Annotated in this window: 19 protein-coding genes and 1 tRNA gene; 6 read left to right on the top strand and 14 right to left on the bottom strand. The window is 70.8% G+C overall.

Annotation, left to right across the window (positions count from 1 at the left end):
• Positions 1 to 3: 3 nt before the first annotated feature.
• Genes HUG12_RS17080 through HUG12_RS17115 form a run of 8 tightly spaced genes read right to left on the bottom strand, consistent with a single transcriptional unit; the run spans position 4 to position 5,523 of the window.
• Entirely contained in the window at positions 4 to 1,023 is a 1,020-nt protein-coding gene (locus tag HUG12_RS17080; protein ID WP_179269937.1) for a 30S ribosomal protein S3, read from the bottom strand.
• Positions 1,023 to 1,508: a 50S ribosomal protein L22 gene (locus HUG12_RS17085; RefSeq protein ID WP_179269938.1), complete on the bottom strand. Its 486-nt coding sequence runs from the start codon at positions 1,506 to 1,508 to the stop codon at positions 1,023 to 1,025. Before HUG12_RS17085 ends, HUG12_RS17080 begins: the two co-directional genes overlap by 1 nt.
• Before the next feature lie 2 nt (positions 1,509 to 1,510).
• Positions 1,511 to 1,933 (bottom strand): 30S ribosomal protein S19, encoded by a 423-nt coding sequence (locus HUG12_RS17090; RefSeq protein ID WP_179269939.1) that lies wholly within the window; start codon positions 1,931 to 1,933, stop codon positions 1,511 to 1,513.
• 4 nt (positions 1,934 to 1,937) lie between these two features.
• Positions 1,938 to 2,663 carry a 50S ribosomal protein L2 gene (locus tag HUG12_RS17095; protein ID WP_179269940.1) on the bottom strand — a complete coding sequence of 242 codons (726 nt, stop codon included), beginning with the start codon at positions 2,661 to 2,663 and terminating at the stop codon, positions 1,938 to 1,940.
• Between the two features lie 2 nt (positions 2,664 to 2,665).
• Positions 2,666 to 2,917, bottom strand: a complete 252-nt coding sequence (locus HUG12_RS17100) for a 50S ribosomal protein L23 (RefSeq protein ID WP_179269941.1) — start codon at positions 2,915 to 2,917, stop codon at positions 2,666 to 2,668.
• Positions 2,914 to 3,660, bottom strand: a complete 747-nt coding sequence (gene rpl4p / locus HUG12_RS17105) for a 50S ribosomal protein L4 (RefSeq protein WP_179269942.1) — start codon at positions 3,658 to 3,660, stop codon at positions 2,914 to 2,916. The genes HUG12_RS17100 and rpl4p overlap by 4 nt, the downstream gene beginning before the upstream one ends.
• Positions 3,661 to 3,663: 3 nt before the next feature.
• Positions 3,664 to 4,680 (bottom strand): 50S ribosomal protein L3, encoded by a 1,017-nt coding sequence (locus tag HUG12_RS17110; RefSeq protein WP_179269943.1) that lies wholly within the window; start codon positions 4,678 to 4,680, stop codon positions 3,664 to 3,666.
• A 9-nt stretch (positions 4,681 to 4,689) separates the two neighbouring features.
• A complete protein-coding gene (locus tag HUG12_RS17115) occupies positions 4,690 to 5,523 on the bottom strand; it encodes a putative RNA uridine N3 methyltransferase (protein WP_179269944.1) in 834 nt (277 codons plus the stop codon).
• A gap of 251 nt (positions 5,524 to 5,774) precedes the next feature.
• On the opposite strand from HUG12_RS17115, the gene HUG12_RS17120 reads away from it, so the two are divergent.
• A tRNA-Gly gene (locus HUG12_RS17120) sits at positions 5,775 to 5,845 on the top strand.
• 92 nt (positions 5,846 to 5,937) lie between these two features.
• Here the strand turns inward: HUG12_RS17120 and HUG12_RS17125 are convergent.
• From HUG12_RS17125 to HUG12_RS17135, 3 genes are all read right to left on the bottom strand, one after another.
• Positions 5,938 to 6,930 carry an SMP-30/gluconolactonase/LRE family protein gene (locus HUG12_RS17125; RefSeq protein WP_179269945.1) on the bottom strand — a complete coding sequence of 331 codons (993 nt, stop codon included), beginning with the start codon at positions 6,928 to 6,930 and terminating at the stop codon, positions 5,938 to 5,940.
• 210 nt (positions 6,931 to 7,140) lie between these two features.
• Complete coding sequence (locus HUG12_RS17130) at positions 7,141 to 7,422, bottom strand: hypothetical protein (RefSeq protein ID WP_179269946.1); 282 nt, start codon at positions 7,420 to 7,422, stop codon at positions 7,141 to 7,143.
• Between the two features lie 102 nt (positions 7,423 to 7,524).
• Positions 7,525 to 8,226 (bottom strand): DUF4013 domain-containing protein, encoded by a 702-nt coding sequence (locus HUG12_RS17135; protein WP_179269947.1) that lies wholly within the window; start codon positions 8,224 to 8,226, stop codon positions 7,525 to 7,527.
• A 219-nt stretch (positions 8,227 to 8,445) separates the two neighbouring features.
• Here HUG12_RS17135 and HUG12_RS17140 point away from each other — a divergent pair, with 219 nt between their 5' ends.
• From HUG12_RS17140 to HUG12_RS17155, 4 genes are read left to right on the top strand one after another with little or no spacing between them, the layout of a single operon-like run.
• A complete protein-coding gene (locus HUG12_RS17140) occupies positions 8,446 to 8,781 on the top strand; it encodes a thiamine-binding protein (protein ID WP_179269948.1) in 336 nt (111 codons plus the stop codon).
• 54 nt (positions 8,782 to 8,835) lie between these two features.
• A complete protein-coding gene (mch, locus tag HUG12_RS17145) occupies positions 8,836 to 9,771 on the top strand; it encodes a methenyltetrahydromethanopterin cyclohydrolase (protein ID WP_179269949.1) in 936 nt (311 codons plus the stop codon).
• 4 nt (positions 9,772 to 9,775) lie between these two features.
• The gene (locus HUG12_RS17150; RefSeq protein ID WP_179269950.1) at positions 9,776 to 10,291 is read left to right on the top strand and encodes a hypothetical protein; all 516 of its coding nucleotides are present in this window, start codon (positions 9,776 to 9,778) and stop codon (positions 10,289 to 10,291) included.
• Entirely contained in the window at positions 10,288 to 10,959 is a 672-nt protein-coding gene (locus HUG12_RS17155; RefSeq protein WP_179269951.1) for an HAD family hydrolase, read from the top strand. The genes HUG12_RS17150 and HUG12_RS17155 overlap by 4 nt, the downstream gene beginning before the upstream one ends.
• 21 nt (positions 10,960 to 10,980) lie before the next feature.
• Here the strand turns inward: HUG12_RS17155 and HUG12_RS17160 are convergent, their stop codons facing one another.
• From HUG12_RS17160 to HUG12_RS17170, 3 genes are all read right to left on the bottom strand, one after another.
• Positions 10,981 to 12,606 (bottom strand): GTPBP1 family GTP-binding protein, encoded by a 1,626-nt coding sequence (locus HUG12_RS17160; protein WP_179269952.1) that lies wholly within the window; start codon positions 12,604 to 12,606, stop codon positions 10,981 to 10,983.
• Between the two features lie 781 nt (positions 12,607 to 13,387).
• Positions 13,388 to 16,732 (bottom strand): choice-of-anchor D domain-containing protein, encoded by a 3,345-nt coding sequence (locus HUG12_RS17165; RefSeq protein ID WP_179269953.1) that lies wholly within the window; start codon positions 16,730 to 16,732, stop codon positions 13,388 to 13,390.
• Positions 16,733 to 17,151: 419 nt separating this feature from the next.
• Entirely contained in the window at positions 17,152 to 17,694 is a 543-nt protein-coding gene (locus tag HUG12_RS17170) for a J domain-containing protein (RefSeq protein WP_179269954.1), read from the bottom strand.
• 112 nt (positions 17,695 to 17,806) lie between these two features.
• Here HUG12_RS17170 and HUG12_RS17175 point away from each other — a divergent pair, with 112 nt between their 5' ends.
• Entirely contained in the window at positions 17,807 to 17,974 is a 168-nt protein-coding gene (locus HUG12_RS17175) for a hypothetical protein (protein WP_179269955.1), read from the top strand.
• The last annotated feature ends 50 nt before the right edge of the window (positions 17,975 to 18,024 follow it).

Here is an 18,024-nt window from a genome sequence, read left to right on the forward strand (position 1 = left end):
CGGCTACTCCTCCTCCTCGTCGGCCCCGTCCGCCTCGTCGGCGTCCGCGGCCTCGGTCTCGTCCGGTTCGTCGCCCTCCTCGGCAGCCGCCTCGTCGGCGTCGGCCTCGGCTTCGGCGTCCTCCCCGGACTCCATCTCGGCGACGAGCTCCTCGGCCTCGGCCTCGACGTCCTCGTCGAGCGCCTCGAGCTCCTCGGTCGGCTCCTCGTCGGGCTCGCCGGACTCGGCGGCGCCCTCGCCGTCCTCGGTCTCGTCGGACTCGATGACCTCCTCGACGATCTCCTCGTCGATGACGTCCTCGGGCTCGTCGGTCGGCACGTCGACGTCCTCCTCCTCGTCGGACACGTCGGGGACCTCCTCGGGCTCCTCCTCGAGCAGGGCCTCGACGCCCTCCTCCTCGGCGGTCTGTTCGACCTCGGGCGCCTCGGCGTCGGCGTCGACCTCGAAGTCGTCGGGCAGCTCCGCGCCCGGCGGGATGATCTTCACCGTGACGCCGATGGTGCCGAGCTTCATGACGGCGACGCCCTGGCCCTCGTCGACGACGTCCTCCGCGGGCTCGCCGTTGTGCTTGACGTAGCCGCGGTTGAACTTCTCGACGCGCGAGCGGGCGCCGGTGACCTTCCCGCTCAGGACGATCTCGGCGCCCAGCGCGCCGGCGTCCATGATGCGGTCGATCGTCGTGTGGCCGGCCTTCCGGAAGTACCAGCCGCGCTCGAGCGCGTTGGCGAGCCGGTCCGCGACGATCTTCGCGTTGAGGTCGGGTTCCTCGACCTCCTGGACGTCGATCTGCGGGTCGTCCATGTCGAACCGCTCCTCGAGCTCGGTGGTCACCTTGCGGATGTTCTTCCCGCCCTTGCCGATGACCATGCCGGGCTTCTCGGCCTTGAGGACGATCTGGGTCCCCATCGGGGTCTTGGCGACGTCCATGCCGCCGTAGCCGGCGCGGCCGAGCTCCTCCTCGAAGAACTCGTTGATCCGACTCCGCTGGAGGCCATCCTCGATGAACTGGTGTTCGTCCGCCATTACTCGGCCCCCTCCGAGGCGTCGAGCGCCTCGCTCTCCGTCACGATCATCTCGATGTCCACCTGCGTGGAGTTCCAGGGCGACGCGCGACCCATCGCGCGGGGCTTGCGACCCTGCTGCTCGCCGACCTTGTGAGCCGCGACGTGGTCGATGACCATCTCCTCGGGCTCGAAGCCGGCGCGGTCGGCGTTGTTCCTGACGTTCTCGAGGAGCTTCTGGAAGTCCTTGCTGGCCTTCTCCGGGTAGCGACCCGCGTCCCACCCGTCGATGTCCGAGCGGTGGCCGACGCCGGCGTTGTGCTGCTTGAACGGGACGGACCGCTCGCCGGCGATCACCGCGTCGAGGTGCTCCTCGGCGTCGGCGACCGTCTCGCCCTTGATGGCGCGGGCGACGGCCTTGCTGTGCTTCAGGCTGAGGTGCCGTTCCCGGAGCATCCCCTTCGCGGAGGCGTCCGGGTCGGATTCGACGCTGTAGTTGATTCCCATGGTTACTTGAGGGGCACGAACTTCGAGGACCGGGTCGCGCCGAGACCGGCCTGACCGTGTTCGACGGAGTTCCGGGTGAGGTGGAACTCGCCCAGGTAGTGCCCGATCATCTCGGGCTCCACGCGGACGCGTTCGAACTCGTGTCCGTCGTAGACGGCGAACGTCAGCCCCACGAACTCCGGCAGCACGGGCATGTCGCGCACGTGCGTGCGGAGCGGGTCGTTGGCCGTCTCCTCCTCGGTCGATTCTCGGGCGTCCTCGAGCAGCTTCAGCTGCTGGACGCCGAGTCCTCGGGTGATGGTTCGCCGCTGGCGAGCGGGCAGCAGTTCCGCGACGTCCTCCAGCTCCATCTCCTGCAGTTCGTCGAGCGTGTGGCCGCGGTAGGTGAACTCACCCTCGCGGCCGGTTCTGTACTCGGAGCTCATTGGTCTAGTTGTCCCCCCCGCGACCGGTTCGCTTGGAGGCGATGTCGCCCACCTTCCGTCCCGGCGGCGCGTTCCGCGAGACGGACTTGGGCTGGCCGGGGTGCTGTCGGCCGCCGCCACCGAACGGGTGGTCGACGGCGTTCATGGCGACCCCTCGGACGCGCGGGTACTTCGTCCCGCGCGCTCTCATCTTGTGGTACTTGTTGCCGGCCTTCACGAACGGCTTCTCGGTGCGGCCGCCGCCGGCGACCACGCCGATGGTGGCGCGGGCGTCCGGGTTGAGCCGCTTGACCTCGCCGCTCGGCAGCTGCACGACCGCGACGTCGCGGTCGTGGGTGAGAAGCGTCGCGTTCACGCCCGAGGCGCGGGCGAACTTGCCCCCGTCGCCGGGCTTGGACTCGACGTTGCACACCGGAACCCCCTCGGGGATCTCCGCGAGCGGGAGCGTGTTGCCGGGCTTGATCTCGGCCGAGACGCCCACCTGGAGCGTCTCGCCGACCGCGACGCCCTCCGGGGCGAGCACGAGTCGGCGGTCGCCGTCCTCGAACTCCACGTCCGCGAGCGGCGCGGAGCGTGCCGGGTCGTGCTCGATGCCGACCACGGTGCCGGAGATCGTGGCGTCGTCGGCCTCGACCTTCTTGTGGTTCTTCTCGGACTTGTAGCGGTGCGAGGGCGCACGGAACGTGGACCCGCCGCGACCGCGTCGTTGACCCTGAATCCTGCGTCCCATGATCAGAACACCCCGATCCGCGAGGCCACTTCCTGGGCGTCGTCGTCCTCGGAGAGGGCGACTGTGGCCTTCTTCTGCCCCTTCGGCGTGACCTGCGTGTTCACGTCCACGACGGTCACGTCGAACTGCGATTCGACCGCCTCGACCACGTCGGGCTTGGCGGCGTCGACGTTCACGATGAACTGGAGCTTGTTGCTGAAGTCCATCTCGTCCATCGCCTTCTCCGTCACGAGCGGGTGCTGGATGACCTTCATCGGTCGGCCACCTCCTCCAGCGCGCTCTCGGTGAACAGCGTGAGTCGGCCGGCGTGGGTGCCGGGCGCGAGGTCCTCCGCGTTCACTTCCTCGGCGGTCGTCACGTCGACGCCCGCGAGGTTTCGGGCGGCCTTCGACGGCTCGCCGGCGGTCACGAAGAGGATCGACTTGGGCTGCTGGTACTTGCGCCCGCGGGTCTTGCCGCGGCCCGCGCGCACCGAGCGACCCTCGTCCGCGCGAACGACGTCGTCGTGGACGCCGAGCGCCTCGAGCAGTTCGACGACCTCCTTCGTCTTCACGAGGTCCTCGAAGTCGTCCGAGACGACGAGCGGGAGCTCGACGTCGTCGTCGAACGCGTGACCGCGCTCGGCGACGACCTCCGGGTCCGTGGCGGCCGCGAGCGCCGAGCGGACGGCGAGCTTTCGCTCCTTGTCGTTCACCTTCTTCGACTGGTCCTTCTCGGCCTTCGGCGGGTGCGCCTTTCGCCCCTTCACCGTCTGGGGCACGCGCCGGCCCTGCCCGTTCTGTCGGGGCACGTGGGCCATCCCGCGGCCGGAGCCGAACGACTCGGCGGGCGTGCGGAGCCCGGCGTACTCGTCGGCGCCGTAGGCCTGCTTCCGGTTTGCCTGCGCGGCGACCACGGCCCGCCGGATCAGGTCCGGTCGGTACTGGGTGTCGAAGACCTCCGGGAGGTCCACCTCACCCGCCTCGTCGCCGTTCAGGTCGTGTACTGTTGCCTTCATGGGTTAGCCCTGGTTCGATGCGGTGGAGACGTAGCGCACCTCGGGATCGAGGCGCGGCTGGTCGTTCGGCCGGATGGCCGGGCGGAACCGCAGGAGCCGCTTGTCGGGACCCGGCAGGGAGCCCTTCACGAGCGCGTAGTGGCCGTCCACCTCGCCGTAGCCCGGGAAGCCGCCCTCGACGGAGGCGTCGTCGCCCTCGCCGAAGTCGATGAGCCGCTTGTTGAGCTCGGTCCGCTGGTGGTAGCCGGTCTGACCCTGCTGGGGAACGGTCGAACGCACGCGCGAGGGGTTCCACGGGCCGAGGTTACCGATCCGGCGCCGCCAGCCCTGGCGTGCGTGCTTGCCCTTCCGCTTCTGGACGCCCCAGCGCTTGACGGGGCCCTGGGTGCCCTTGCCCTTCGTGACGCCGGAGACGTCCATGTACTCGCCGGCGCGGAACACGTCGCCGAACTCGTGCTCGCCGCCCGTCTCGACGAGGTCGAGCGCGTAGTCGAGCCGGTCCGACAGCGAGTCCCCGCCCACGCGGGTCTCCATCACGTCGGGCTTCTTCTTCGGGACGTTCGCCATCGCCGCGGGCTCCGTGTGGGTGATGAGGCGCAGGTCGTCGACCGCGCCGTCGTCCACGAGTTCGCGGAGTTCGTCGGCGTCGTCCTCGAAGGTGTTCTCCGCCGGCAGGTCGAGCGCCCGGTCGAGTTCCTCGTGGAACTCGGACGACCAGGCCTCGGTGACCGGCTTCTGTCCGTACGGCGTGTCCTCGTACGCTCGAAGGGCGACCGCCCGCATCGGGGGCACCTCCACGACCGTCACGGGAACTGACTCCTCCATCCCCTCGCGCGGGGAGTCGGCTTCGTCGTTCACCATGACGACGTGGGTCATGCCCGCCTTGTAGCCCGCGAAGCCCTGAACGCCGGCCGCGCCGTCGTCCTCGGGCCACGAGCGAATGCGGGGGACTTCGCTGCTCGCGCGCGTGCGCGGGCCGAAGCCCAACGAGCCCTTGCGTGGTCTGCTTGGTTGTGGCATGGTTGTGGCTTACTCCGTGAGCGTGAGGGGCGAGAGCGTGGCGAACACCGCTTCCTCCGTCCGCACGACCTCGCTCCCCTGTCGCGGAATCGTATTCAGCCAGAGGTCGAACCCCGAGTCGTCGATTGCCCCGGGTTCGACCGGCACCTCCTCGGGGTCCACCCCGAGGATGGCCGGAAGCCCTCTGCCGGGCGCGCCGAACGCGACCGCGACGTGTTCGTCGCGCAGTCGCGCGTGGAGGTCGCCCAGCCCGGACACGGACAGCGGCCGTCCGTGCCGCGAGGTGGCGACCGCCACGTCGGCGGCGGCGAGGGCGTCCGAGATGTCCTCGCCCGCGACGCGGAACCCCGGTGCGGGGTCGTCCACGACGCGGGCGCGGACGGGTTCTCGCGAAGAGACCCTGACGGTGACGCGCTCCCCCTCCGTCGCCTCCCGTCCGGGGGGCAGGCGAAGGGAGATCGGGTGTTGCAGTCCGCAATTGACCCGAACGCGGCCTTCAGGTCCGACCTCGGTCACGATTCCGTCTCGCAACTCCGACCCGTCGGGGCCGGAGGTGTCGGGCCGCATGGGTGGGAGCACGCCGACGTCCCGGAGTTCCTCGCGCATCCCCCACACCTCCTTCCGGAGGTAGGAGGGGGTCGCGCAGTACTCCAGCACGGTGCGGACGTACTCGCCGCCCCAGCGGCGTTCGCCTTCCCCGTCGGGGAAGACTACCAACCGGTCCGCCCGGAAGACCGTCGCCGCGCGGGCGACGTAGCCGAGTTTCCGCGTGGCCTCGCGGCCGTCCTCGGCCTCCCGGACGAGCGACGACGGCACGAGTACGTCGAGTCTCGTGCCATCCATGTCGCTTCACCGGACTGTATTGCGTGTATCATCATCCGTCCCGTAAAAGAACATCGGAACGTCCTCGGGGGAGTGACGGCCTCACACACTCGTTTACGGGGGATTTGTATGTCACGTGGTGTCGTGGGCCGTCGCGACGCGAGCGGCCGTCGGCGGCGAGTGTGTGATACGTCCCCACGCCCGCGTGCGGTTTCCCGGCTATCATCCGACAGCGTTAAGTCGGTCCCTCGGGAATCAGTGGTTGCAACAGGGCGCTGGTAGTGTAGTGGTATCACGTGACCTTGCCATGGTCACAACCTGGGTTCAAATCCCAGCCAGCGCATTTTTGCCGACACGGTCGCTCTCGGAGCCACGGACTTTCACGCTCGGAATCGGCTCAGTGCACGAAACGCGGGCGGAGAAGACGACGTCGATTTAGGTCGGCGGGTTCGACCGCTTCGGAACGCGAACGACGGTATACTCCGCGTTCTCCGGGTCCTCGACCCCGAACCGGGCGTTCACCGCGTAGAGGGCGCTCCCGAACTCCGCGATCGTGGTCGGCACGTCGAACCGCGGATCGGTGATTTCCCGCACCACTTCGCCCTCGGATGCGCCCGGTTCCAGTTCCACCACTGCGATGGCGTTGTTTCGGTTTCGGACGACGTACAGCGTGTTCCCGTCCAGTAGAATCCCGTCGCCCGCCGTCAGCGTCTCTCCGCCGAGGTCGATCTCGCTCGCGTCGCCCGAGTCCGGATCGACCCTGTAGAGCATACCAGTGGTCGAGTTCACGACGATCAGGTGGTTTCCGTCGGGTGGGGCGTCGATCCCGTTCGTATTGAACTCGTTCCGAACCGCCTCGAAATCACCGCCGAGAGAGAGTTCGTCGACCGCGCCTTGCTCGGGCAACCGTCCGGAGGCACCCAGCGGCACCCGGTAGAGGACGGACCGGAACGAGTCAGTGAAAAACGCCGCCTCTGCGGTCACGACGACGTCGTTCACGAAGCTTCCGGGATCAGTGAGGGTGTAGTCGGCAGCCGTCTCGCCGGTCTCGGCATCGTACACGAACGCCCGTCCCGTCGGACCCCCGGCCACGAAGAGGTTGGTACCACGGGGATCGTACGAAAGGCCGACCGCGACCCGGTCCTCGGCGGATCGTACGAGGACCTCCCCTTCTCCGGTACGTAGGTCTCCCCGGTAGATGGCTCCCCCTGCCAGCGAGCCCACGAAAAACGCCGATCCTCGTCCGGTGACGATTCCTTCCGGCTGAAATCCGGTGGGAAGTGGTAGCGTTTCCGGGGGCGTCGTACCGGCCGAAGCCGTCCGACTACCGACCGCTGCTGCTCCAGTTAGCGGGATCGCTTTCAGGATCGTCCGCCGTGCGTACTTGGCGCGTTTGTGTCCGAGAGTCGGCTTGGTAATCAATGACATGATACGCACAGGAACTAGCGTCGTATCGTCTTATAACCGGTGTCTGCTGCGAAGGACCACGTCCGGGAGTCGGCTCCCCGACTCGTCGCGCTCGCGGCGCGTGGTCACGGTGGGCGGTCGGTGACGAAACGTCGTCATCGATTCGTCGCTCGTCGTAGCCGGCGGCGACCCCGGCGTCCGCGGGGGCCCGTCCGGGAACCCGTTTCGACGTCACGATTCCACGTCCTCGCCCGCGTCCCCGCCGTACCCCACCGCGTTCGCGGTCTCGACTGCCGCCAGCCCGTCCAGTTCGCAGAACTCGTCGACGGCCTCCTGCGGCAATCGGGCCCGATACGAATCGAACGGCAGTTCGGCCTCCACCTCGCCGCCGAGCGACTCGACGGTCGCGGTCAGTTCCTCGGCCGAACGGTCGCCGAGCTCGACGACGAGCGTCACGTCCTCGCCGGCCATCGGGTCCTCGCGCATCCGGCGGACGGGGTGGGAGAGGTACACGCTAAGGGATGCGGGCGGGCGGTGAAATCGGTTGCGTCCGGCCGCGGACGGGGCCGGTCGGGAACGGGGCGATCGCGGACGGCCGGTCGACCCCGCCCGGGGTCAGATGGCCGCCTTCTCGTCGGCGCTCTCGTCGTCGACCACCCGGACCCTGTCCATCCCGGCGTACGTCGTGCCGAAGATGTAGGCCGCCATGACCGAGGCGTAGAAGCCGATGAACGCGCCGGCGACGGTTCCCAGGAGCGGGACCGCGTTCAGGAGCCCGGAGAGGACGCCCGCCCCGAGCAGCACCACGAACGCGTAACCGAACGCCGTGGCGTACGCGCGGTCGGCCAGCGTGGCGTAGATCTCCCCGAACGCGAACCCGGCCCCGAGACGGTCCTCCTCGACGTAGTTCAGGAGCGCGGCCGGGACGACGTACGCGGCCGCGAGGCCGAGGAGGGCGGCGACGAGGCCGCCGACGAGGAGGACGAGTCCGCCGGTGAGCGCGCCCGCGTCGCTGCCCGAGGCGAACCCCGCGAACCCGAAGGCGAACGCGGCCGCCATGACGACCCCGGGGACGAAACCGTACGCCAGGGTGACGACGAACGCCTTCAGACCGTCGACGGCCAGGTCGCCCCAGTCGTCGAAGACCGGCGGGTCCTCGTCCCCGCGCATCGTCGCGCGCAGGACGCGCATCAGGTAGCCCAGCACGAGGAACGCCGGGACGAGCAGTAAGCCGAACAGGCCGAGCACACCGCCGATGACGACGGTACGGATCCAGTCCTCCGTGTCGCGGAGGTAATCGAACGCGTTTGTGAGCATGGTAGTGGAGACGGGGCCGGTCGACCCCGAGTTTCAGTTTCATGATACGAACGAACGGGGGATAAGCGTTTCTGCGGTATCAGGCCCTCTAGCCCGAAATATCCCGCCTCACGTCCGTCCGAGCCGCGTCCGGGTCGCAACCGGTTCCGGGTTCGGGTGACCGGCATGGGCGGTCATACGAACCCGACAGTTACGTGCTCCCGGACCGTACGATGGGGCATGACAGTCGTCGCGCTCTTGAGCGTCGCACCGGTCGTCGAGGGAAGCATGGCCGGCGAGGTGGCGAAGGCCGTCGCCGCGCTGGACGACTTCGACGTGGAGTACGAGACGAACCCGATGGGGACCGTGATCGAGGCCGACTCCGTCGAGGAACTGATGGCCGCGGCCACCGCCGCACACGAGGCGGTCGACGGCGACCGCGTCAGCACGGTCCTGAAGATCGACGACAAGCGGACGAGCGACTCGCCCGCGAGCGAGAAGGTAGAGGCCGTCGAGCGCGAACTCGGCCGACCGGCGCGAAGCGGCGGCGGGGACGGGGGAACCGACGGCGGCTGACCTCGAACCCGCGAACTGGCAAACTCTTTCCGTCGAACCGCACAACCCACCCGCATGGACAGCCTCAATCGCATGGCGGTCGAGCTCGTCGACGAGGCGCTGGACTTCGCCGACGAACTGAACCTCGCCGGCTACGAACTCGACTCCGGCGCGACGGTCGTCGACTTCGGCGTCCAGGCCGACGGCGGGCTGGAGGCGGGCATGCTGCTCGCCGAGATCCAGACGGCCGGCCTCGCGACGGTCCAGTCGCGGATGGGGCGCGTGGCGGGCGCACCCGTCCCACACGTCGAACTGACGACCGACCACCCCGGCGTCGCCCTGCTCTGCTCGCAGAAGGCGGGCTGGGAGCTCGACATGGAGGGGTTCGACGGCCTCGGCTCGGGGCCGGCCCGCGCGCTCGTCGGCGAGGAGCGGGAGTTCGAGGCGGTCGGCTACTACGACGAGTTCGACCTCACCGTGCTCTGCGTCGAGAGCACGACCCTGCCCGACGAGGCGGTCGCCGCCCACGTCGCCGAACGGGCCGACGTGAACGAATCCGCGGTGTTCCTCCCGACGTGCGCGATCGGCTCCACGGCGGGGAGCGTGACGACCGCCGCGCGCGCCGCGGAACTCGCCGTCTTCCGCCTGTTCGAGCTGGGATACGACCCGCGAGACGTGCTCTCGGTCGCCGGCTCCGCGCCGGTCGCGCCCGTGAGCTACGACGAGACGGAGGCGATGGGCCGGACGAACGACGCGCTGGCGTACGGGGGAGAGGTCCACCTCACCGTCGCGGAGGAGTTCGACCGGTTCGACGAACTCCCCTCCAGCGCCGCCGACGAGCACGGCACCCCGTTCGCCGACATCTTCGCGGACGCCGACTACGACTTCTACGAGGTCGACGAGTCGGTGTTCGCGCCCGCCAGCGTCACCGTCGACGTCGCGGACGGGCCGACGTACGCGTTCGGCGAGACGCGCGAGGACCTGCTCGCCGAGTCGTTCGGCCTCGCGTAGACCGGTGAAGTTCAAGCTGGTCCCGGAGCCGCCGGCCGACCGGGCGGTCGTGGCCGACCTGCAGGCCGCGGTCCCGCTCGTCCCCGGGAGCGAGGACGACTGCTGTGCACGGCTGATGGACCGCCGCGGCCTCCGCTCGCGGGACGTCGCCCGGACGTGGCTCACCTTCCTCCGGGCGCTGGGGCTCACAGAGGAGACCCCCTCCGGGTTCAAACGCGTCCGGACGTCGCCCACGCTCGACGGCCTTCGCCGGGGGTTCCTCGACGGCGTCTACGGCGCCGCCGAGGTCGCCGCGGCCCTCCGCGACGCCGGCGAAGGGGACCCTCTCTCCGTTCGGGAGGCGTTCGACGCGCTCCGGGACGACGTGCCGAACTGGGAGCGGAACCGGACCGACGACTGGGAGGACGTCTGGACCGAGCGGGCGGCGAGGACGCTCGACTGGTTCGTCCTCCTCGACCTGGCGGAGCGGCGCGGCGACGGCTACGTCGCGACCGACGCGCTGGAGGCCCATCCGGAATGAACCCGAGCGCGGTCACCTTCGACCTCGACGACACGCTCGTCGACTACCGGCGGTCGCCCGGCGAGGTGCTCGCCGTCGCGTTCGAGGCGGCCGGCGTCGACCCGCTGTTCCCGGTCGGGGCGTACTACGACCGCTTCGACGAGTTCAACGAGCGGACCGACTCGATGGCCGAACTCCGGGCGTCCTGTTTCGCCGCGCTGTCGGAGGAGCGCGGCCACGATCCGGCGCTCGGGAGGCGGGTCGCCGACGCCTTCGCGGCGTCGCGCGACCACCGGAACGTCGCGTGGCGCCCGGGTGCCGAGTCGCTGCTGGACGCGCTGGAGGCCGCGGGGGTTCCGACCGGCGTCGTCACGAACGGGCCGCGGGACGCCCAGTCGGCGAAGGTGGAGGCGGTCGGGCTGGACGGGCGGGTCGACCCGATCGTCTTCGCCGGCCACGACACGGCCCCGAAGCCGGACCCCGAACCGTTCGAGCGGGCGCTCGAACGACTCGGCGTCGACCCGGAGCGAGCGGTCCACGTCGGCGACTCCCGCCGGACCGACGTGGCCGGCGCATGCGCCGCCGGGATGGGAACCGTCTGGGTCGGCGAGGGGGACGACCACGACGCCGACCGGGGAGTCCGGTCGTTGGCCGAGCTGCGGCGAACGGGATGGCTCCCGGGAACCTGAAGGGGGGCCAGTAAGGCGATCCTACTCGTCGGCGAAGTTCACGTCGGTGACGGTTCCGACTCCCTTGCTCCGCCCCTCGCGGAAGACGAACCGCTGGCCCTCCTCGACCAGATACGGCCGGAACTTGAACTCGACGGCCGTCTCGCCGGTGTCGCCCGGGAGGAGCCTCCCCCCCTCGGGCCGGAACTCCGCCGCCTCGCTGACGGTCTCGAGGTGGATGACCGGTTCGTACCCCTCCTGGATGCGGGTCGGGTGGTTGAGCACCATCACCTCGGCCTCGAACGAGCGGACCGGACGGGCGTCCGCGGAGCGCGGGACGAGCGCCATCCCGCGCTGGAGTTCCTCCTCGCGGACGCCCTTCAGCGCGATGCCGACGATGCGGCCCGCCTTGGCCCTGTCGACGCGGTGGTAGTGCATTTCGATGGATCGGACCTCCACCTCGCGGAAGGAGCCGTCCGCCATCGGACCGAGCAGGAGTTCGTCGCCCGCCTCCACCGTCCCGGCCTGGACGGTGCCCGAGGCGACGGCGCCGACGCCCTTCACGTCGTAGCTCCGGTCGACGTACATCCGGAACGCCGCGTCGGCGTCGCTCGTCCGCTTCGGGAGCGCCTCCAGCAGTTCGTCGAGTTCGTCGAGCCCCTCGCGGGTCACCGCCGAGGTGCCGAACACGGGGACGACGCCGTCGCCGACCTCCTCGACGGCCGTCCGGACGCCGTGGCGCTCGGCCCGGAGCGGCGTCTGGCCGACGTCCCGCAGCATCGACTCCACCTCGCGTTCGACCTCGGCGGCGCGCTCGTCGGACACCGCGTCGACCTTCGTCACCGCGACGAGCGTGGGGAGGTCCATCGCGAGCAGGATGCCGAGGTGCTCGCGGGTGGTCTTCGTCGGCCCGTCGTCCGCGGCGACGACGAGCAGGCCGTAGTCGAGCTTCTGGCCCACCAGCCCCCGGATGGTCGTCCGGAGCCAGGGCTCGTGGCCGACGGTGTCGACGAACGAGACGAGCCTGTCGGCCTCCTGGACGACGCGTGCCCGGTCGGACTTCCGGTGGGGGTTGTCCATCCGCACCTGTCCGTCGTCGTCGAAGCCGTAGACCGCGTACGAGAGGTCCGCGGACAGGCCGCGCTCGACCTCGTGGGGCTGGACGTCGAGGAACGAGCGGGTGCCGCCCTCGCCGTCGTCGGCCTCGCCCGTCACGAGCGAGCCGACGAGCGTCGACTTGCCGTGGTCGACGTGGCCCGCCGTGCCGACGACGATGTGCTCGTCGTCGGTCTCCAGCATCGCGCCCTGGCGGATCGTCGCCAGCCCGACCAGCCCCTCCTCGTCGGCCGGCCCCCGGCCCGCGCTCCACGTCTCGACCTCGTGGATGTGTGCCTCCGCCTCCTCGGCGAGCAGCGAGAGCACGTCCATGCTCTCGGAGAACTCCTCGGGCGAGATGCCCGCGATGCCGCCGTCGTCGGTGACGCCGACGACGTACAGCGCCTCGCCGTCGCCCGAGAGGACGCGGTGGCGCAGTTGCGCGGCGAGACTCTCGAGGCGGCCGTCCGCGAGGTGGACCGCCCGCGTGAGGCGGGTCTTGAACTCGATGTACCCGCCCTCCTCCTCGCCACGCTCGATGGCCCGCTCGAGCGCGGCGCGGTCAGCGCTCATGCCCCCGGGTCGGCGTTCGGCATGTATAACGTTTTTCACGGATCGAACTCCTCGGCGGCCAACTTGGCCACGTCCCGGGAGCACCGGCGGTTCCTGAGGTGAGCCGACCGGGACGCGTCGACGGACGGTCGCGTGGACCGGCGGGCGTGTCGGTCGACGTCCCCGGCGTCGGAGCGTTCGACGCCGAGGCGATCCCGATGGACGTGGACCGTTATCGGTCGGCGTTCCGGGACGACTGACAACGAACGACGGCGGCCTCGACCGCGTTCCTTCGACCGTGACGTCGTCAGGAGTCCTCGGCCCTGAGGCCGCAGTTCTCCTGGTCACCGCGGTCGTCACAGCCGTCGCGGTGGCTGGACCGCCTACCGGGGCCGCGCGGGCCGGGGGCGACGTGGAGGCAGCGACGATCGACTCGCTGCCGTCCCGGACGACCGTCGGCGTCTCCGTGAACGCGTCGGCCCCGCTCTCGAACGTCACGGTTCGGAAGGTGACCGTCCCGGGATGGTTCTCCGGGACCGTCTACGAGGACGTCTCCCACGTCGTCGTCCGGGACGGCCTCGCGACCGGGAACGGCGGAGGTGACTACGTCCTCGGCTCGCGCGACGTCCGCCTGGAGAACGTCACGTCCACCGACAACGCGGTGGCCGGCGTCCGCGTCGAGTACTCCGGCGGGACCGCGACGAACGCCTCGACGTTCGGATGGCCGATCGACGCGACCCGTAGTCGGTCGGCGGGCGCCGTGTGGGCGAACCCGACGCGCCGGTCGACGTGGACGCGCCGATCAGCGCCGGTCCCGGCGCTTCGACGCGACGAGGGCCGCGATCCCGACGAGTCCGAACGGGAACGACGGCGACCACGCGACCGATCCGAGCGCCGAGGCCAGCGCGAACATTTCGTCCGGTTCCTCCGTCTCGGTCGGCGTCTCGGTCGGCGTGTCAGTCGGCGTCTCGGTCGGCGTGTCAGTCGGCGTCTCGGTCGGCGTGTCAGTCGGGGTTTCAGTCTCCGTCGGCGTCGGGGACTCGGTCTCCGTCGGCGTCGGCGTGTCAGTCGGCGTCTCCGTCTCGGTCGGCGTCGGCGTCTCCTCGACGCCAGTACCCTCGAGCGTCACCTCGACGACCTCGTCGTCCGGGTCGTTCGTTTCGATCCCGAGCGTCGCCGCATGGTCGCCCGCTTCGGTCGGGGCGAACTCGACCTCGACGGTCGCCTCCTCGTCGGCCGGGACGTCCGACGGGACGTCGCTCACGACCGAGAACGCGTCCGAGTCGTCCACGGCCGCCGACGTGACCGAGAGCGGCGAGGTGCCGTCGTTGGCGATCTCCACCGTCAGCGTCTCGTCCGACCCGACGTCGACCTCGTCGTACTCGAGGTCGGTCGGGTCGACCGCCACCTCGGGTTCGCCGGCCGGGGTGGGCGAGGCGGTTTCAGCGGGCGTCGAGGGGGACGTCGTCGTCGCGTTCGGCGTTCCGGTCACGTCGGGCGTCCCTGTCGAGTCTGGCGTTCCGATGACGTCGGGCGTCCCCGTGACGCCTGGCGTCCCGATCACGTCGGGCGTTCCGGTCACGTTCGGCGTTCCGATCCCGCCCGGCGTCCCGATCACGTCCGCCTCGGGCGAGAGCGTCCGGTTCGTCGACTCGTTCCGGGCCCGTCGCTCGATCTCCTCCGCGGACGCGCCGGCGTCCGCCGCCTGCACCCCCTGCTGGGAGCCCGAGAACGCGGCGGCCTGCAGGTCCGTCGCGTTCGACCCGTTCGAGACGGACGCGTTCGCGGCGCCGCGCGAGGAGCCGGCGGCCGCCGACTCGACGGACGCGGCGTCGATGCCGGGCGTCGCGGCCGAGGCGTTGATCGCCCCCTCGGAGGCGCCCGAGGCCGCCACCTCGATCAACGCCACGTCGTCCACGTCCGGGTCGACGGCGGCGACGCCGACCGTGCCGTTGGCCGACCCGCTCGCGGCCGCCCGAACGATCTCGGGGGTCAGGTTCCGGACGTCAACGCCCTCGACGCTGTTGGCCCCCTGTGCCGCCCCCGAGGCCGCGGCCTCGATCACGGCCGGGCTGACCTCCGTGACGACGTCCTGGACGAGCGGGTCGCGGACGAGGGACCCGGAGATGGCCCCTACAGAGGCGCCGGACGACGCCGCCTCGACGAACACCACGCGGCTCGGGAACTCCCGTGAGGGCGCGGTGCCCACCGAGCCCCTGGCCGACCCTCTCGCAGCCGACTGGACGATCTCGGGGCTCACGTCGACGGTGACGTCGCCCAGTTCGACGACGCCGTTCGCCGATCCCCTCGCGGCCGCCTGGACGATCTCCGGGGTGACGTCGACGGTGACGTCGCCGACGTCGATCGCGCCGTTGGCGGCGCCCTCCGCGGCGTTCTGGATCACCTCCGGGCTGATGTTGACCTCGATGTCGCCGATCTCGATCGCCCCGTCCGACGCGCCGTAGGCCGCCGACTGGACGATCTCGGGGCTGATGTTGACGTCGATGTCCCCGATGTCGAGCGAGCCCGTGACCGCGCCCTCCGCGGCGTTCTGGACGAGCGTCGGGTCGATGTCGACGTCGATGTCGCCGATCTCGACGTCCGCCCTGTCGGTCGCCCCGTTCGACGCGCCGTAGGCCGCCGACTGGACGATCCTCGGGCTGACGTCGACGTTCACGTCCCCGACGTTGATCGCGCCGCGCGCGGACCCCTCGGCGGCGTTCTGGACGATCTCGGGGTTCACCTCCACGTTCACGTCCCCGACGCTGACGGAACCGCGCGCGGCGCCCAGGGCGGCGTTCTGGACGACCTCCGGACTGACGTCGACGGTGACGTCCCCGACGCTGATCGACCCCTTCGCCGCGCCGCGGGCGGCCCGCTGGGTGAGCTCGGGGTTCACCTCCACGTTCACGTCACCGACGCTGATCGACCCCTTCGCCGCACCGTGGGCCGCGTTCTGCACGAGTTCCGGACTCACGTCCACCTCCACGTCCCCCACGTCGATCGCGCCCTCGGCCGCGCCCCGCGCGGCGTCCTGGACGATCCGGGGGTTCACCTCGACCTCGACGTCGTCGATCTCGAGCGACCCTTTCGCCGCGCCGCGGGCCGCGTTCTGGACGAGCTCCGGGCTCACCTCGACCTCGACGTCGTCGATCCCGATCGCGCCGCGCGCGGACCCCCACGCGGCACGCTGGACGAGGGTGGGGGTCACGTCGACCGCCACGTCGTCGACGCTGATCGCGCCGCGCGCGGAGCCCTCGGCGGCGTTCTGGACGAGCTCCGGGCTCACGTCGACCGCCACCTCGTCTATCTCGACCGCCCCGTAGGCGGCACCGAACGCCGAGTTCTGGACGATCTCCGGGCTCACCTCCACCGCCACGTCGTCGACCTCGATCGATCCCTTCGCGGCGCCCTCGGCGGCGTTCTGCACGATCTCCGGGCTCACCTCCACCGCCACGTCGTCGACGCTGATCGCGCCGACGACGGCGCCGCTACACGCGGCACGGAGCCGGTCGTGGGACGCCCCGAGCGTGACCGCCCCGGGGACCCTCGCGCGGGTCATACTCTCCTCCCAGGAGCCGACGAGCGACCCGTAGGCCGCGCCCTCGCCGGCCGCCTCGATCTGCTCCACGGTCGCGTTCTCGTTCCCGTACAGCGGGTGCGTGATGTTCAGCCCCTCGAGGACGCCCCCGATCACCGCCCGACGCTGCGCCGGCGTCACGTCCACGCCCGCGGCCGCCGCCCGTTCGATGCCGCGCCGGGCCCCTCGCCTCGCCGCCTCGGCTTCCTCCGGAGCCGGCTGCTCCCGGGTGACCGCGTTCGCGTTCAGCGGCGGCGGCGCCCCGGTCCGCGATTCGAACGCCGCGTCGACCGGGTCGAGGCCGCCGGCGACAGCGTCGAGGTCGGCGCTGGGGAGGGGAACGACCGGGTCGAACTGCCGGACGTCGGCCGTAGTCGATCCGGCCACGGGATGTCGGTCGTCGACGGGATCCTCCCCCGGGGTCGCGGCCGGCGCCACGACGCCGGCGAGCGTGCTCGTCGCGACCAGCAGCACGACGCCGACGACCGTCAGCGACCCGGCGTCGACGGACGGTCCGCGCCGCGGGGTCGTCCCGTCGTCGTTCGGCGGTGATCGGTCGGGAATCATACGTCCCGAACGCCCGATTCGCGTTTCAACCCGCGACACCGTTTCGGACGGGTAAGCGAGGTCCAAACGTCCCGTCGAAACGTAGTCCAGCGATACGGCGTGTAGCCGGGAACGAGGGGGAACGGGGAGTCCGTCAACGGACCGTATTCCGGCCGTACGTGGTCGACACGTGCGGGTACGGGCCGGTGTTCGGCTACCGTCCCCGGGCATCCGTACGTATCGTCGACTGATCCGGTCGACACGCCGTCGATATCGGACCCCGTTCGTCGGCTCACGCCGGATTACCGTCGTCAGTGACGGCGGCCGTGGCGCGTCCCCGATGCCGGGGGTGAGGCGTCCGGCGGTAATCGGAAGTGAATCGCGGGAGGGCGGGCGTAGGGGTAGTTTATACACGCGCCGCCGAGCGCCCGTCCCCCGAATCAGTCGTCCCGGAGGGCGTCGTATGCCCGGTTCACCCGTTTGAACGCCTCCTCGTCGCCGCCCGAGTCCGGGTGGGTCTCCTTCACGCGCTCGCGGTAGGCCCGCTTCACGTCCCCCCGGGAGGCCCCCGGGGAGAGGCCCAGTTCCCGGTATGCCTCCCGCACCGGCATCCCGGTCCCCGCCGCCGGCGATCCTCTCGTGTCGCCGGGACCGGCCCGGGCGTTCGCCGTCCCGCCCGCACGCCGACCCCCACGTGCTCGCCGGCCCGCCTCCGCGCGTCGCCGCGCCTCGCGCCCGAGTCGCGACCGGGAGGCGCCGGGGCCCGCCTCCGCGTCCGCGGTCGTCCGCCGGCCCGCCTCGCGCTCGCGAAGCCGGCGTGCGAGCCGACCGGTCGCGTGTTCCCACATGAGATACGCCGTGACGCCGAACGGGAGCGAGACGAGAAGCAGGAAGAGCGAGTCGGTGAACGCCAGCACGCCCATGAGCGCGGCGATGCCGGCGAAGACGGCGGCGAGCCCCAGCAGCAGCGTGTCGCGGTCCACGTCCGGACTCGGGCCGCAGCCACCGTAAACCCCTCGTCGCTCGTCACGGGGGCGCGCCTGCCGGCCGAGCCCTGAAGGTCCCGCGCGTGCAACGCCCACCCGGTATCCACCAATGAGCGTCGGCGGACTCTGCCAGATCTGTGAGGCGAAGGAGGGCCGGTTCACGTGTGACAACTGCGGCGCGCTGGTCTGTGCGGACCACTACGACGAGTCGGAGGGGTTCTGCGCCCGGTGTGCGGGCACGATCGAGGAGGGCGGCCCCGGTCGGACCCTCGAGTAACGCGACCCCGGTCGCGGCTCCGAGCGGCGGGACCCGGACGCCGACCGCCC

Origin of the sequence: Halorarum salinum (assembly GCF_013402875.1) — an archaeon.
GTDB classification, from domain to species: domain Archaea; phylum Halobacteriota; class Halobacteria; order Halobacteriales; family Haloferacaceae; genus Halorarum; species Halorarum salinum.

Excerpts from the sequence above, each read along its gene's own strand:
- HUG12_RS17080 (WP_179269937.1), bottom strand. The coding sequence starts at position 1,023 with ATGGCGGACGAACACCAGTTCATCGAGGATGGCCTCCAGCGGAGTCGG.
- HUG12_RS17085 (WP_179269938.1), bottom strand. The coding sequence starts at position 1,508 with ATGGGAATCAACTACAGCGTCGAATCCGACCCGGACGCCTCCGCGAAG.
- HUG12_RS17090 (WP_179269939.1), bottom strand. The coding sequence starts at position 1,933 with ATGAGCTCCGAGTACAGAACCGGCCGCGAGGGTGAGTTCACCTACCGC.
- HUG12_RS17095 (WP_179269940.1), bottom strand. The coding sequence starts at position 2,663 with ATGGGACGCAGGATTCAGGGTCAACGACGCGGTCGCGGCGGGTCCACG.
- HUG12_RS17100 (WP_179269941.1), bottom strand. The coding sequence starts at position 2,917 with ATGAAGGTCATCCAGCACCCGCTCGTGACGGAGAAGGCGATGGACGAG.
- rpl4p (WP_179269942.1), bottom strand. The coding sequence starts at position 3,660 with ATGAAGGCAACAGTACACGACCTGAACGGCGACGAGGCGGGTGAGGTG.
- HUG12_RS17110 (WP_179269943.1), bottom strand. The coding sequence starts at position 4,680 with ATGCCACAACCAAGCAGACCACGCAAGGGCTCGTTGGGCTTCGGCCCG.
- HUG12_RS17115 (WP_179269944.1), bottom strand. The coding sequence starts at position 5,523 with ATGGATGGCACGAGACTCGACGTACTCGTGCCGTCGTCGCTCGTCCGG.
- HUG12_RS17125 (WP_179269945.1), bottom strand. The coding sequence starts at position 6,930 with ATGTCATTGATTACCAAGCCGACTCTCGGACACAAACGCGCCAAGTAC.
- HUG12_RS17135 (WP_179269947.1), bottom strand. The coding sequence starts at position 8,226 with ATGCTCACAAACGCGTTCGATTACCTCCGCGACACGGAGGACTGGATC.
- HUG12_RS17140 (WP_179269948.1), top strand. The coding sequence starts at position 8,446 with ATGACAGTCGTCGCGCTCTTGAGCGTCGCACCGGTCGTCGAGGGAAGC.
- mch (WP_179269949.1), top strand. The coding sequence starts at position 8,836 with ATGGACAGCCTCAATCGCATGGCGGTCGAGCTCGTCGACGAGGCGCTG.
- HUG12_RS17155 (WP_179269951.1), top strand. The coding sequence starts at position 10,288 with ATGAACCCGAGCGCGGTCACCTTCGACCTCGACGACACGCTCGTCGAC.
- HUG12_RS17160 (WP_179269952.1), bottom strand. The coding sequence starts at position 12,606 with ATGAGCGCTGACCGCGCCGCGCTCGAGCGGGCCATCGAGCGTGGCGAG.
- HUG12_RS17165 (WP_179269953.1), bottom strand. The coding sequence starts at position 16,732 with ATGATTCCCGACCGATCACCGCCGAACGACGACGGGACGACCCCGCGG.
- HUG12_RS17175 (WP_179269955.1), top strand. The coding sequence starts at position 17,807 with ATGAGCGTCGGCGGACTCTGCCAGATCTGTGAGGCGAAGGAGGGCCGG.